This is a genomic window from Sphingomonas abietis (genome assembly GCF_027625475.1).
Classification (GTDB): Bacteria; Pseudomonadota; Alphaproteobacteria; order Sphingomonadales; family Sphingomonadaceae; genus Solisphingomonas; species Solisphingomonas abietis.
This window is the reverse complement of record NZ_CP115174.1, coordinates 3,957,947-3,971,306: the sequence shown is the minus strand read 5'-3', so window position 1 is coordinate 3,971,306 and position 13,360 is coordinate 3,957,947. Positions and strand designations below refer to the sequence as shown.

At 66.2% G+C, this 13,360-nt stretch carries 13 protein-coding genes; 2 read left to right on the top strand and 11 right to left on the bottom strand.

Annotation, left to right across the window (positions count from 1 at the left end; genetic code table 11):
• Positions 1–45 precede the first annotated feature (45 nt).
• On the top strand, positions 46–1,626 hold the full coding sequence (locus tag PBT88_RS18645; protein ID WP_270079319.1) for an FMN-binding glutamate synthase family protein: 1,581 nt from the start codon (positions 46–48) through the stop codon (positions 1,624–1,626).
• 60 nt (positions 1,627–1,686) lie between these two features.
• A complete protein-coding gene (locus PBT88_RS18640; RefSeq protein WP_270076792.1) occupies positions 1,687–2,427 on the top strand; it encodes a dienelactone hydrolase family protein in 741 nt (246 codons plus the stop codon).
• A 43-nt stretch (positions 2,428–2,470) separates the two neighbouring features.
• On the opposite strand, the gene PBT88_RS18635 is transcribed toward PBT88_RS18640, so the two are convergent.
• The 11 genes from PBT88_RS18635 to PBT88_RS18585 form a co-directional block, all read right to left on the bottom strand.
• Positions 2,471–4,186 (bottom strand): thiamine pyrophosphate-dependent enzyme, encoded by a 1,716-nt coding sequence (locus PBT88_RS18635; RefSeq protein WP_270076791.1) that lies wholly within the window; start codon positions 4,184–4,186, stop codon positions 2,471–2,473.
• Between the two features lie 58 nt (positions 4,187–4,244).
• On the bottom strand, positions 4,245–5,093 hold the full coding sequence (locus PBT88_RS18630) for a D-amino-acid transaminase (protein ID WP_270076790.1): 849 nt from the start codon (positions 5,091–5,093) through the stop codon (positions 4,245–4,247).
• A gap of 60 nt (positions 5,094–5,153) precedes the next feature.
• Positions 5,154–6,140 carry a flagellar motor protein MotB gene (locus PBT88_RS18625; protein WP_270076789.1) on the bottom strand — a complete coding sequence of 329 codons (987 nt, stop codon included), beginning with the start codon at positions 6,138–6,140 and terminating at the stop codon, positions 5,154–5,156.
• 3 nt (positions 6,141–6,143) lie between these two features.
• Entirely contained in the window at positions 6,144–7,007 is an 864-nt protein-coding gene (gene motA, locus PBT88_RS18620; RefSeq protein WP_270076788.1) for a flagellar motor stator protein MotA, read from the bottom strand.
• A gap of 225 nt (positions 7,008–7,232) precedes the next feature.
• Complete coding sequence (locus PBT88_RS18615; RefSeq protein WP_270076787.1) at positions 7,233–8,093, bottom strand: flagellin; 861 nt, start codon at positions 8,091–8,093, stop codon at positions 7,233–7,235.
• A 12-nt stretch (positions 8,094–8,105) separates the two neighbouring features.
• Positions 8,106–9,419, bottom strand: a complete 1,314-nt coding sequence (gene flgK / locus PBT88_RS18610; RefSeq protein ID WP_270076786.1) for a flagellar hook-associated protein FlgK — start codon at positions 9,417–9,419, stop codon at positions 8,106–8,108.
• On the bottom strand, positions 9,416–9,907 hold the full coding sequence (locus PBT88_RS21250) for a rod-binding protein (RefSeq protein WP_407696476.1): 492 nt from the start codon (positions 9,905–9,907) through the stop codon (positions 9,416–9,418). The genes flgK and PBT88_RS21250 overlap by 4 nt, the downstream gene beginning before the upstream one ends.
• Positions 9,904–10,956: a flagellar basal body P-ring protein FlgI gene (locus tag PBT88_RS18600; protein WP_270079318.1), complete on the bottom strand. Its 1,053-nt coding sequence runs from the start codon at positions 10,954–10,956 to the stop codon at positions 9,904–9,906. The genes PBT88_RS21250 and PBT88_RS18600 overlap by 4 nt, the downstream gene beginning before the upstream one ends.
• Positions 10,957–11,018: 62 nt before the next feature.
• Complete coding sequence (locus PBT88_RS18595; protein WP_407696475.1) at positions 11,019–11,720, bottom strand: flagellar basal body L-ring protein FlgH; 702 nt, start codon at positions 11,718–11,720, stop codon at positions 11,019–11,021.
• A gap of 14 nt (positions 11,721–11,734) precedes the next feature.
• The gene (flgG, locus tag PBT88_RS18590; protein WP_270076785.1) at positions 11,735–12,523 is read right to left on the bottom strand and encodes a flagellar basal-body rod protein FlgG; all 789 of its coding nucleotides are present in this window, start codon (positions 12,521–12,523) and stop codon (positions 11,735–11,737) included.
• 60 nt (positions 12,524–12,583) lie between these two features.
• A complete protein-coding gene (locus PBT88_RS18585; RefSeq protein WP_270076784.1) occupies positions 12,584–13,339 on the bottom strand; it encodes a flagellar basal body rod protein FlgF in 756 nt (251 codons plus the stop codon).
• Positions 13,340–13,360 lie beyond the last annotated feature (21 nt).

Below are 13,360 nucleotides of genomic sequence, written 5' to 3'. Positions count from 1 at the left end.
ATCGGTGCGGCGCTGTTTACGGACGCGCCTGTCGGCCGCAACCTGATGCTGTGGGGAAGCATCGTGCTGAGTGCGGTGGCCGTGCTGGTGGCGCATCGTCATCCCCTCGCATTGTGGGCGCTGGTGATCACCCTGCCGGCACTGGCGGTCACGCTGGTCGATCTCGTCCAGACCGAGCACAGCCTGCGTCGCAACTATCCGGCCTCCGCGCATGTGCGCTGGTTCTTCGAATGGCTGCGGCCGTTCCTCCGCGCCTATGTGGTGGAGAGCAATCTGGAGGGGCGGCCGTTCAGCATCGACGAGCGCTCGCTGGTCTATGCCCGTGCCAAGGGCGATGTGGATTCGCATCCCTTCGGCACCGAACTGGATGTCTATTCGGGCGAATATGAGTGGTTGGCGCATTCGATGGTGCCCAATTCCGGCGCGCCGAAGGACATGCGGGTGCGGGTCGGATCGGATCAATGCTCGCGGCCCTATATGGCGTCGCGGCTCAACATCTCGGCGATGAGCTTCGGCTCGCTCGGCGCCAACGCGATCGAGGCGCTGAACCTGGGCGCGAAGATCGGCGGTTTCTATCATGATACCGGCGAGGGCAGTCTCTCCCCCTATCATCGCAAGCATGGTGGCGACATCGTATGGGAACTGGGATCGGGCTATTTCGGCTGCCGGACGAAGGACGGCCATTTCGATCCCGAGCATTTCCGCGACAAGGCGCAGCTCGATCAGGTGAAGATGACCGAGATCAAGCTGAGCCAGGGCGCCAAGCCTGGCCATGGCGGGGTGCTGCCGGGCCCCAAGGTGACGCGGGAGATCGCCGAGACGCGCGATATCGAACAGGGCAAGGATTGCCTCTCGCCCGCCGCGCATAGCGCCTTCTCGACGCCCAAGGGGTTATTGGAGTTCGCTGCCAGGATGCGCGACCTGTCCGGCGGCAAGCCGGTCGGCATCAAGCTGTGCGTCGGTTTTCCGCACGAACTGATGGCGGTGGTGAAGGCGATGCTGGCGACCGGCATCACGCTGGATTTCATCGTCATCGATGGCGCCGAGGGCGGCACCGGCGCGGCGCCGACCGAATTGTCCGATCGCGTCGGCATGCCGTTGCGCGAAGGCCTGATCATCGCGCGCAACGCGCTGGTCGGGGCCGGCCTCAAGGGGCAGGTGAGGCTGGCGGCATCGGGCAAGGTCGCATCGGGTGCGGCGATCGCGATGAACGCGGCGCTGGGCGCGGATTGGTGCAACGCGGCGCGGCCCTTCATGTTCTCGCTGGGCTGCGTGCAATCGATGAAATGCCACACCGATCTCTGCCCGACCGGCGTCGCCACCCAGTCGCCGGCACGCCAGCGCGGCCTCGTCATTCCGGAGAAGGCCGAGCGGGTGGCGCGCTTTCATAAATCGACGGTCAACGCGCTGCACGAGATCGTCGTGGCGGCCGGGCTTGAATCGCCGAGCGATTTCCAGCCGGGTCATCTGCGCCAGCGGATCAATGTCGCCGAAATGAAGCAGATGAACGAAGTCTATCCCTTCGTGGAGGAGGGCGAACTGATCGCCGGCACCAGCCATGATTCGCTGCGTCGCTGGTGGGATGCCGCCGATCCGGACAGCTTCCGCCGGCGCGTGCCGGCTTGACGATGGCGTTCCCGGTCGCCAACCGGGGCGCCGAGGGGTGACGCGTAACAAGGATTTTGCATGGCTCAGGAACAGGTTACGATCCACACCGCGGACGGCGATTGCCCGACCTACGTGGTGACGCCGGAAGGCACCGGCCCTTGGCCGGCCGTGATCATCTACATGGATGCGCTGGGTATGCGCCCGGCGCTGCTCGATATCGCAACGCGGCTGGCCGACAACGGCTATCTCGCGCTGCTGCCCGATCTCTTCTACCGTTCGGGCGAATACCACATCCCGACGCCCACCGAGGTCTTCGCCAGCGGCGAGTTCATGAAGATCATCGGCCCGCTGATGGCCGTCACCGGGCCGGACAAGGCCGCCGCCGACACGCGTGCCTATCTCGATTATCTCGATACGCGCAGCGATGTGAAGGGCGGCAAGGTTGGCGTCGTCGGCTTCTGCATGGGCGGCGGCATGGCGCTGGCGACGGCGGGCACCTACCCCGATCGGGTGGCGGCGGCGGCGAGCTATCATGGCGGCAACCTCGCCACGGATCAGCCGAACAGCCCTCATCTGCTCGCGCCGCAGATCAAGGCGGAGGTCTATGTCGCCGGCGCGGACAATGATCACAGCTACACGCCCGAGATGCACGAGCGGCTGAAGGCGGCGTTCGATGCGGCTGGTCTCACCTACCGTGCCGAAATCTATCCGGGCGCGCTGCACGGCTGGATGAAGCCGGATTTCCCGATCTACGACAAGGCCTCGGCCGAGCGTGGCTGGAAGGAAATGCTCGACCTTTTCAGCCGCAATCTGGGCTGATCCGATATCCTCCCCCCTTCGAGGGGGGAGGATATTCATACGGTCAATTCAGCAGATTTTCCTTGATCATGCTGACCACATCCCTCGCCCGGCCGCCGAGCACGGCCTTCGCGCCGTAGAGGGCGGTGCCGAACACCTGGCTCGCCTCGATCTTGGGCGGCATCACCAGTTCGTTCTTGTCGACCACCACGTCGAGCAGCGCCGGCCCCGGGGTGGCCAGCCAGTCGCGCACCGCCGCCTCGACATCGTCGCCCTGTTCGACACGGCGACCCCAGAAGCCGATCGCTTCCGCCACCTTGGAAAAATCGGGATTGTGGAGATCGGTGTAGCTTTCGATGAGCCCTTCCACCTTCTGCTCCAGCTCGACGAAGCCGAGCGACGAATTGTCGTAGACGCAGACCTTGATCGGCAGCTTTTCCTGCACGGCGGTCAGCAGATCGCCGAGCAGCATGGCGAGGCCGCCATCGCCCGACAGCGCGATTACCTGCCGATCGGGATAGGCGGCCTTGGCGCCCAAGGCCTGCGGCATCGCATTCGCCATGGTGCCGTGAGTCAGCGAGATGATCGTGCGGTTGCTGCCGGTCGATGCGACATGGCGCAGGCACCAGACCATTGGCGATCCGCCATCGGCGGTGAACACCGCGTCCGGCGCGGACAGGCGCGAGATCGTTTCGGTGAGATATTGCGGGTGGATCGCGCCGCCCTTGCCGGTGACCGAGCGCTTCTCCAGCTTCGCCAGCGCCTTCGTCTTGTGATCGAGGCATTCGTCCAAGAAAGCACGCGTTTCGCGCGCACGAATGCGTGGGAGCAGCGCGTCGAGGGTCGGGGCGATGTCGCCCACCGCACCGATCGTCACCGGGTGGCGGCGGCCGAGATGGGTGCCGTCGATGTCGATCTGGATGATCGTGGCGTTGGACGGATAGAATTGCCGCCAGGCGAAATCGCAGCCGAGCAGCAGCAGCGTGTCGCACTCGATCAGCGCATGATAGCCGCTCTCGATGCCGAAGATGCCGGTCATGCCGACATCGAAGGGGTTGGCATGTTCGAGGAAATCCTTGGCGCGCGAGGTATGCGCGACGGGCGCGCCGAGCCGCTCGGCCAGTGCCACGACCTGATCATGCGCATGCTGGCAGCCGGAGCCGCCATAGATGGCGATCTTCTTGCCTTGGTTGAGCGCGACGGCGATCCGGTCCAGCTCGGCATCCGAGGGGCGGGTGACGGGCGCGGCGCGATGGACGGCGAAGGCGGGCTCTTCCGGCGCCTTGGAGGCCGAGATGTCGGCCGGCACGATCAGCACCGCCACGCCCTTCTTCGACAAGGCCGCCTGTGCCGCCATCGCGGTCTTGCGGCGGGCCTGTGCCGGGGTGCGGATCTCGTCGCAGAACACCGAGGATGCGGCGTAGACCGACTTGAAATCCACCTCCTGCGGAAAATCGAAACCCAGCTCGTCGCGCACGATCTGGCTGGCGATTAGCACCACCGGCGCGCGGTTGCGGTGGCTTTCATAGAGGCCGTTGATGAAGTGCAGGCTGCCGGGTCCGCAGGAGCCGGCGCAGGCCGCCAGTTCATCGGTCAGCATCGCGTCGGCGCCGGCGGCAAAGCCGCCCGCCTCCTCGTGGCGGACATGGACCCAGCGGATGCCGCTGTCCCGGATCGCATCGGTGACATGGTTCAGCGTGTCGCCCGGTACGCCGTAGCAGCGCTTGACGCCGGCCTGTTCCAGCGTTTCGACGATGACTTCGGCGACGGTGCGGGACATGGGCAGGGCTCCTTGGAAGGTTTCACTTCCGAACCCTTTGACGGCCCCGTCGTTCCGCTCAGGCCCGTGCGTGGGCGATATAGCGTTCGCGCAGGCGGGTGGTGACGGGGCCGGGTGCGCCGTCTCCAATCGGCTGGCCGTCGATCGCGACGACCGGCAGGATCAGCGATCCGGCGGCAGAGTTGAACGCCTCCTTCGCGGCCAGGGCCTCTTCCACCGAGAAAGGCCGGAAATCGATCGTCAGGCCTAGTTCGCCGACCAGCGCCGCCAGCGCGTCGCCGGTGCAGCCGGGCAGGGTGACGTGGGATTTGGAGCGGGTGACGAGCGTGCCGCCCTGGGTCAGGATCCAGGCGGTGGACGAGGCGCCTTCGGTCACCATGCCGTCGGCGACCAGCCACGCATCCTGCGCGCCGGCCCGCACCGCCTCCTGCTTGGCCAGCACCTGCGCCAGCAGCATCACGCTCTTGATGTCGCGCCGGCCCCAGCGAATGTCCGGCACGGTGGCGACGGAGATACCGGTGCGTGCGGCGGGGGCGTCGATCAAGGCCTTGGCCTGCGTGAACATCACCAGCGTCGGTTCGAGATCGGCGGCCGAGAGGAAATCGCGGTCGGCATCGGTGCCGCGCGTCGCCTGCAAATAGACGAGCCCTTCGATCAGGCCGTTGCGCGCGATCAGTTCGCGCTCGATCGTCTCGATCTGTTCGGTCGTCTCGCGCAGACGCATTCCGATCTCGCGTGCCGATCGGGCGAGCCGGGCCATGTGGCGCGGCGTATCGACCAGCCGGCCGTCCAGCACGGCGGTCACCTCATAGATGCCGTCCGCAAACAGGAAGCCGCGATCGAGGATCGATATCCTGGTGTCTTCGAGCGGCAGGAAGCTGCCATTGAGGTAGGCGATGCGGGTCATGTCCCGCATCTGCCAGAGAGCGTCCGGCTTGTCGAAGGGCTTCCGAAACCCGCGAAAGCTTCAATGGGGATCGAAGGCGCGCTTTTCAGTCGACGCAGGCGCGGTGCCGCCCTCGGCGCTGCTCGTCATCTGCGACTGCATCGCCTGTACGGCGCTTTCATCGGCGCCGCCCTCCGTCCAGGCGAGGGTGATCGACATGCGGCGGTTGCGCGGATCATAGGCATTCGGCGCGCCCTGATAGGGCTCGCGATCGGCGACGCCCTCGATGCGCAGGAAGCGATCCTGCCCGACGCCGCCCGTCGCCAGCGCCTTGCGGGTCGCCTCGGCGCGCGCCGACGATAGGGTCCAGTTGTTGACGCTGCGCCCGGCGGCATAAGGCAGGCCATCGGTATGGCCGCGCACGATCACGCCATTGGGGACGCCGACGAGCGTGGAGGCGACCTCGCTGATCAACTGGGCGGCGCGCGGCACCAGATTGTCCGATCCGAGCGCGAACATCGAGAAATCGGCACCATCGACGATATCGATGCGTAAGCCCTCGGGCGTCTCGGTGAAACGGACATGCTGGGTGAGCCCGGTGGTCGTCTTGCTCGCCTTCATCTGCTGCTCGAGCTTCTTCTGGAGCACCTGGAAGCGGATGCGATCGCGCGTGCGGATCGCGGCGGCGCCCTCCTTCTGGCCGCCGGAGGCGTCCTTGGGGATGGTGATGCTCTTCGATCCGGTCTGCGAGGCGCGGTGCGCATATTTGTCCTTGGCGATGATCGAATCGCCGCCGAACATGCCGTTCGATCCCGCCGACTTCTCGCGCATCTGGACGAGCGTCGGGGAGAAATAGTCGGCGATGCCCTTGCGTTGCTTCTCGGTGGTGGCGCCGAGAATCCACAGCAACAGGAAGAACGCCATCATCGCGGTCACGAAATCGGCATAGGCGACCTTCCACGCGCCGCCATGATGGCCACCATGGCTCTCGCCGGTGATCTTCTTGACGATGATGATCTTGGGCGGCTCGGCAGGCTCGTTGCGGCCGCGCTTGGCAGCGCTCGCCATGGCTTAGCGACCGCGCATGCCGTCGAACACGTCGGCGAAGGCCGGCTGGTTCGAGTGGCTGATGCTGGAGCGCGCCGCCTCGATCACCAGCGGCAGCGGATGGCCGTGGAGCGAGGCGATGATGATCTGCTTGACGACATGGTAGATCGAGGCGTCGCTCTCGACCACCTGCTTGCAGCGCGACGCGAAGGGGCCGACGATGCCGTAGGCGAGCAGCACGCCCATGAAGGTGCCGACCAGCGCCGAACCGATCATCGCGCCGAGGATCGAGGGCGGCTTGTCGATCGAGCCCATCGTCTTCACCACGCCGAGAACGGCCGCGACGATACCGAGCGCCGGCAGCGCATCGGCGAGGCCCTGAAGCATCTCGGCCGGGCGGATATCGTCATGATGATGGGTCTTGAGCGTGTTATCCATCACCTCCTCGACCGCGTGCGGATCGAGGGTGCCGGACGACACCACGACGAGGCGCAGCGTGTCGCAGACCAGATGGACGAGCGTCTTGTCCTTGAGCAGCTTGGGGTAATTGGCGAACACGGTCGAGGAATTGGGATCCTCGATATGCGGCTCGACCGCGACGGGGCCGTCGGTGCGCAGCATCTTCATCAGGCCGGAGACCAGGAAGATCGCGTCGAGAAAGTCCTGCTTCTTGTATTTCGGCCCCTTGAAGATCTTGCCGAGCCCGCCGCCGAGCTGCTTCAGCTCCTTCATCGAGTTGCCCGCGATCGTGGCGCCCAGAGCGGCGCCGCCGATGATGATCATCTCGTGGGGGATCGACTCCATGACCGGGCCGAGGTCGCCGCCGGTGAAGGCGAAGCCGCCGAACACCATGCCGAGAAGGACGACCAGGCCGATCGCTGCGAACATGCCGAAAACCCCTGTTGGAAACACTTGACGCTAGGACTCGTCCTACCCCGCAAAGTGGAAACGAATTGCTAAGTTAGCGGCGGGGTAACTGTATTTTTGCGCCGGCGGCGGTCACTCTGCCGCCCGGTTGCGCCAACAGCGGGGCGATCCCGTTCGCATGGCGCGAAAAGGCTGTGCGACGCCTTATGCGGCGCGGCGCGGACGCGCGGAAACGAAGCCCGCGCCTCAGCTGATCTTGTCGAACAGCGACACCTTGTTGATCGATGCCAGCACCGATTGCGCGGCGTTGAGGATGGTCATCTTGCTCGACATCGTGGCGTAGGCCTCGGTCGCGTCGGTATCCTCGAGCGCCGAGCGCGAGGTGGCGAGATTGGTCTGCGACGTGGCCAGCGTATCCGATGCGGTGTTCAGCCGCGTTTCGCGCACGCCGAGATCGGATTGGGCGTTCGAGATATGGGTGGAGGCATCGTCCAGTGCGCTCAGCGAACTGGCGACGGCGGTGGTGCTGAGATTGCCGCTGGAATCGCCCTGGAGCGTGGTGATCGCATTGCTCAGGATCGAATCGAGGCTGGTGGTGCCGCCGCTGGTCAGCGAGACGGTGCCGAACACGTCGTCATAGCTTTCGCCGGCCGCGACGGTCACGCCGTCTCCGATCGGGATCTGGGTGGCCGCGCCCTGTGCGTAGAGCAGATTGCCACCGGCATCGGTGGCCTTGGACGCCGCCTGCAGGCTCTGCTGGATGCTCTGCAACTGGGTGATCGCCGAACTGCGCTGATCGTTGGAGAGCGTGCCGTTGGAGGCGGTCAGCATCAGTTCTTTGGCCTGCTGCACCGACGTCTGGATGCCCGACAGGCTGGTGTCGACGAGCGAGGCGGTCGCCTGCGCGTTGGTCACGTTGCTGGCATAGACGGTCGCATTGGCCTGCTGGCGCCCGATCGTGGCGATCTGGGCGGCGGCCTGCGGATCGTCGGAGGCGACATGCACCTTCACGCCCGACGAGATGTCGTAGTTGAGATTGGAAATCTGGTTCTGCAACGCCTGCTGCTGCTTGATTTGCGACGTCAGGCTGTAGGTGGAGCTGAGCATGGTTTCCTAGCCTCAGAACAGATCGAGGATTGATTGCATGGTGTCCTTGGACGTCTGGATGATCTTCGCCGCGGCGTTGTAGGCCTGCTGGTATCGGATCATCTCGGCGGCCTCGGTGTTGAGATCGACGCCGCTGGTCGTATTGCGGGCGTCCATCGTCGAGGATGCGATCGAGGTGGCGGCGGTGTCCGCCGATTTGGCGGCAGCGGTCATCTGCCCCTGATCGGTCACCATATTGCTCCACGTCTGCTCGAGCCCGGTCGATCCGCGCAGCGTGGAGAGGGTGAGCAGATTGCCGTTGGAGGCGCTGGAGGTCGCGGCGGCGATCGCCGTCGTATCGGATGTCGTGATCGAGATGGTCGCCGCAGTGGTGCCGCTGAGCAGCGCCGCGCCGGCCGCACCGCTCGATGTCTGGCCCTGCGCCTGCCATGCGTTGATCGCGCTAGAGAAATCGGATGCCATCTTGTCGAGCGCGGTGCGGCGATCCGCAACCGTCGACGCGCTTTCGACGAGGCCGCCCAGCGATCCGCCGGCAGTGCCGACCGGCTGGGTCTTGCCGCCCGAAATCGCCTGTACCGCGAGCGTGCCGTTGGTCCCGGAAGCGACGGTCAGGCGCGCGCCGGGATTGCCGGTCATCTGGAGGCCGCTGCTGGTCAGCGATACCGTCGCCGCGCCATTATTGTCGAGCGAGACGGAAATGCCGACATTGCTCGACAATGTATCGAGCAAGCGATCGCGCTGATCCATCAGGTCGGCCGCCTGGCTGGAGCCGGCGGTCGTCGTCTTGAGCGCGGTGTTGACCTTGTCGATCTGATCGAGCGTCGCGTTGACCGTCTGCGCAGTGGTCTGCGCGGAGGTGGCGATGCCGCTCGAGACGCTGGCCAGCGAGGCCGCGGTGCTGTTGAATGCCGACGCGGTCTGATCCAGCGCGGCGAGGAAGCCCTGCCGATTGGCCGTGCTGCTGGGATCCCCGGCGAGCGCGTCGCCGGCGGTGAACAGCGATGTCGCGCTCTGGCCTACGCCATTGGCGGTGTCGTTGAGGGCGGTTTCGGCGTTGGTCAGCCAAGTGCTGGTCGCGTCGGTCTGGCCGGCGTCGCCGGCCGCGGTGCGCGCGGCCTGCGCCTGATAATCGTCCCAGGCGCGGCCGACGCTGGCGGTGTCGACGCCGCTGAATTGCGAAGCGCCGCCGGACGTGTTCTCCGCCAGCGATACGGTGCGGCGCGTATAGCCCGGCGTATCCGCGTTCGACACATTGTTGCCGACCGCGGACAGCGCCGAATTATAGGCCCGGACGCCCGATGCGCCGATGGAGAGGAGATCGCTCACCGGCCGGCTCCGGCGAGGCGGGTGATGAGCGCCTTATGGGCGGTCAGCGAGGTGACGTCGGCCTTGACCGGCAGTGCGCTGACATCGGCTTCGGGCACCTCCAGGGACGTGACGTCCGGCTTGGGCTTGTTCAGCTTGGTCACGTTCGCGGCGGTTTCTGCCTGGGCGGCGGCCTCGGCCGGCGTCGGCGTCGCGCCATCGCCCTTGGCGGCGATCGGGCCGAGCTGCTTCACCAGCAGGTCCGCCAGATGCAGCACGCCCTTCTGGGACATGGCGTCGGCGGTCTTGCTGTCGGCCATGTCCTGAAACTGCGAGGTCGCCTCGTTGTCGAGCATGCCGTCGCCGAGGCTGGCGCTGCGCATGCTGCCGATCATCTGGCGCAGGAAGACCGCCTCGAACGCCTGGGCGGCCGATTTCAGCTTGGCCTTGTCCGCATCCGCTCTGGTGGCGGCCAGCGTCGGCGACGAGGAGGAGGTGCTCTGGATCATAGGATGATCAGGTCCGCTTTCATGGCGCCGGCTTGCTTCAGCGCTTCGAGGATGGCGACGAGGTCGGCCGGCGAGGCGCCGATGGCGTTCACGGCCTTGACGATATCGGAGAGGCTGGCGCCGCCGCCCAGCTCGAACATCGGCGAGGATTTCTCGTCGATCGAGATCGCGCTGTTGGGGACGACCGCCGTCTGGCCCTGCGAAAAGGGCGCGGGCTGCGACACTTGCGGCTTCTCGTCGACCTTCACGGTGAGCTTCCCATGGCTGACGGCCGCTGGCGCGATGCGGACCGCACCATTGATAACGACCGTTCCCGTGCGAGCATTAACGACCACGCGCGCGGGGGCGTCGGCCGGCGTCACGTCCAGGTCTTCGAGCTGCGACATCAGCATGGTGCGGCTCTCGGCCCCCGGCGGTGCGGAGATCGCGACCGTGGTGGCGTCGATCGCCTCGGCATGGCCGGGCCCCATGAAGCGGTTGATCGCGGCGGCGACGCGCTGGACCGTGGTGAGGTCCGCCTCGCCGAGGTTGAAGTTGATCGTCGGTGCGGTCGCGAAACCGGCATCGACCGACTTTTCCACCGTGGCGCCGTTCGGGATGCGGCCCGCGGTCGGCACGTTGACGATGACGTTCGAGCCGTCCTGCGCCGAGATGCCGAGGCCGCCGACCGCAAGGTTGCCCTGCGCCATCGCGTAGATCTGGCCATCGGCACCGATCAGCGGCGCCATGATCAGCGTGCCGCCACGCAGGCTCTTGGCCTTGCCCAGCGCCGAGACGGTGATGTCGAGCACCTGGCCCGGCTTGGCGAAGGCGGGCAGATCGGCGGTGATCAGCACGGCCGCCGCGTTCTTGGTGGCCGGGTTCACGCCGGGCGGGATCTGCAGGCCAAAGCGCGAGGCCACGCCCTTCATCGCCTGGGTGGCATATTCCAGCGAGTCGTCACCGGTGCCGGTGAGGCCGACGACGATGCCGTAGCCGGTCAGCTGGTTGGTGCGCAGACCCTGCCACTGGCCGATATCCTTGATCCGGTCGGCATGGGCGGGGGCCATGCCCAGCGCGGCGGCCAGGGTGGCGAGGGCGAGGAGGAAGAGGCGCTTCACGTCTGGATTCCTCAGAAGGGGCTGACGCGGGAGAAGAAGCGACCGAGCCAGCCCTGGGTGCTGGCGCGCGCGATCTCGCCCTTGCCGGTGTAGGTGATGTGCGCATCCGCGATGCGGGTGGAGAGCACGCTGTTGGTCGAATCGATGTCGGCGGCGCGGACCATGCCGGAGATCTGGATGACCTCGTCGCCACGGTTGAGCGTCAGATGCTTTTCGCCGCGCAGCAGGAAGGTGCCGTTCGGGAAGACCTGCGCGATGGTCACGGTGATCGCACCGGTCAGCTGGTTGGACTGTTCGGCGGCACCCTGGCCCTTGAAGGTGCCCGATCCGCCCATCGACGCATCGGATGCGGTGAACAGGGACAGGGCGCCGGTGGTCGGCGGGGTGATGCCGATGGTGCTCGAACGATCGGTGGAGGCCGAATTGGTCTTCTGTGCCTGCGTGCTCTCGGTCAGGATGATGGTGACGAGATCGCCGACCATCGCCGCGCGGGCACCGGAGGTGAGCGGCGCATAGCCCAGCGATGCCTGGAAGATCGATCCGTTCGCGGCCGGGGCCACCATCGGCTGCGGCAGCGTCGGGGCATATTCGTTGACCTTCACCTCCTTGGGCTTGCTGTGCGCATGGGCCGGCTGCGGCGCCGCCATGACGGCCATCACCAGCGTGAGGCCGAGCACGCCGCTTGGGAGACGAAGGGAAGAGGAGGTGCGCATCAGGATCGTGCCGATCACATGTTCTGGTTGGCGAACTGGAGCATTTCGTCCGTCGCCTTGATCATCTTCGAGTTGACCTCGTAGGCGCGCTGGGTCTCGATCATGTCGACCAGCTCCTGCGTCACGTCGACGTTCGAGGCCTCGAGCGCGCCCTGCGCGACCGTGCCGCGTCCATCCGTACCGGGATCGCCGAGCTGCGGCGTGCCCGAGGAGTCGGTCTCGGTCAGCATGTTGTCGCCTTCGGCCTTGAGCCCCGTCGGATTGACGAAGCTCGCCAGCTGGATCTTGCCGAGCTGGGTGGAGGCGGTGGTGCCGGCGGTGGTCGCCGAAACGGTGCCGTCGGCGCCGATCGTGATGTTGGTGGCGCCATCCGGCACCTGGATGTTGGGGATGAGCGGGCGGCCGTCCTGGGTCACGATCTGGCCTTCGGCCGAGACCGAGAAATTGCCGTCGCGGGTGTAGGCGATGGTGCCGTCCGGCTGCTGGATCTGGAAGAAGCCGCTGCCCTGCACCGCGAGGTCGAGCGCATTGCCGGTCTGGTTGATCGAGCCCTGCACGTCGGAACGCGACGTGCCCGCCAGCTTGACGCCGCCGCCGAGCGAGGTGCCCTGAGTATATTTGTCGTCGCCGGATGAGGTGGCGCCCGGCGCGGTGATATACTGATAGGCCAGCGTCTCGAAATTGGCGCGGTCGCGCTTGAAGCCCGTGGTGTTCACGTTCGCGATGTTGTTCGCGATGACCTGCATCCGCTCCTGCTGAGCGTCGAGGCCGGTGCGGGCGACATGGAGGGCGGCGTTGGTCATGGGTTTCGTGTCCCTAGCGTGAAGTCTGTTGACGGTATCAAAGCAACAAGCGTGCCAGTTTTACTGGCCGGACATGTCCATCAGCTGCGCGGTGGAGGTGTCCATCTCCTTGGCGCCGGCCAGCATCTTCACCTGGGTTTCCCAGGCCCGGCTGGCATCGATCATGTCGGTCAGCGTCTTGGTGACGTTGACGTTCGATCCTTCCAGCGCGCCGGAGGTGAGGCGACCATTGGGATCGGAGGGCAGCGAGCCGCCCTGCGCGACGTGGAAGAGACCGTCGTCGCTCTTCGAGATCTTCGATCCCTTGGCGGAGACGAGCTTGAGATGCTCGATCTGCTGCGGCTGGGTGGGGTCGCCACCCTGCGGGACGATCCAGAGCACGCCGGTATTGTCGACGCGGATGCTGTCCACCGGGGGCAGCGTGATCGGGCTGCCGCCCTCGCCCATCACGGGAAGGCCGTCGCCGGTGACGAGCAGGCCGCTGTCCGCCACCTGGAGATCGCCGCGGCGGGTATAGGCCTCGGTGCCGTCGGTCGCCTGTACCGCGAGCAGGGTGTCGCCGTTCATCGCGACGTCCAGATCACGGCCGGTGGTGACGTTGGCGGCCACGCCCATGTCCGCCGAATCCTTGCTGTCTGACGCCTGGGCGCGGGCGGAGACGCCGTCTCCGCCGTTGGTCAGGTACACCGCCTCGCTGTTGGTCATGTCGCCGCGGAAGCCGACGGTGTTGACGTTGGCGAGGTTGTTCGCCGTCACCACCTGCTTCTGCATGAGGGCGCGCATCGCCGAGAGCGACGTATAGATCAGCTGGTCCATGATGGATCGTCCTGTTCTCAG

Bases quoted from the DNA above. Each gene is read 5' to 3' on its own strand.
- PBT88_RS18615 (WP_270076787.1), bottom strand. From the start codon at position 8,093: ATGCTCAGCTCCACCTACAGCCTGACGTCGCAAATCAAGCAGCAGCAG.
- PBT88_RS18640 (WP_270076792.1), top strand. From the start codon at position 1,687: ATGGCTCAGGAACAGGTTACGATCCACACCGCGGACGGCGATTGCCCG.
- PBT88_RS18600 (WP_270079318.1), bottom strand. From the start codon at position 10,956: ATGGCCCCCGCCCATGCCGACCGGATCAAGGATATCGGCCAGTGGCAG.
- PBT88_RS18585 (WP_270076784.1), bottom strand. From the start codon at position 13,339: ATGGACCAGCTGATCTATACGTCGCTCTCGGCGATGCGCGCCCTCATG.
- PBT88_RS21250 (WP_407696476.1), bottom strand. From the start codon at position 9,907: ATGATCCAGAGCACCTCCTCCTCGTCGCCGACGCTGGCCGCCACCAGA.
- PBT88_RS18645 (WP_270079319.1), top strand. From the start codon at position 46: ATGCTGTGGGGAAGCATCGTGCTGAGTGCGGTGGCCGTGCTGGTGGCG.
- flgG (WP_270076785.1), bottom strand. From the start codon at position 12,523: ATGACCAACGCCGCCCTCCATGTCGCCCGCACCGGCCTCGACGCTCAG.
- PBT88_RS18630 (WP_270076790.1), bottom strand. From the start codon at position 5,093: ATGACCCGCATCGCCTACCTCAATGGCAGCTTCCTGCCGCTCGAAGAC.
- PBT88_RS18595 (WP_407696475.1), bottom strand. From the start codon at position 11,720: ATGCGCACCTCCTCTTCCCTTCGTCTCCCAAGCGGCGTGCTCGGCCTC.
- PBT88_RS18625 (WP_270076789.1), bottom strand. From the start codon at position 6,140: ATGGCGAGCGCTGCCAAGCGCGGCCGCAACGAGCCTGCCGAGCCGCCC.
- PBT88_RS18635 (WP_270076791.1), bottom strand. From the start codon at position 4,186: ATGTCCCGCACCGTCGCCGAAGTCATCGTCGAAACGCTGGAACAGGCC.
- motA (WP_270076788.1), bottom strand. From the start codon at position 7,007: ATGTTCGCAGCGATCGGCCTGGTCGTCCTTCTCGGCATGGTGTTCGGC.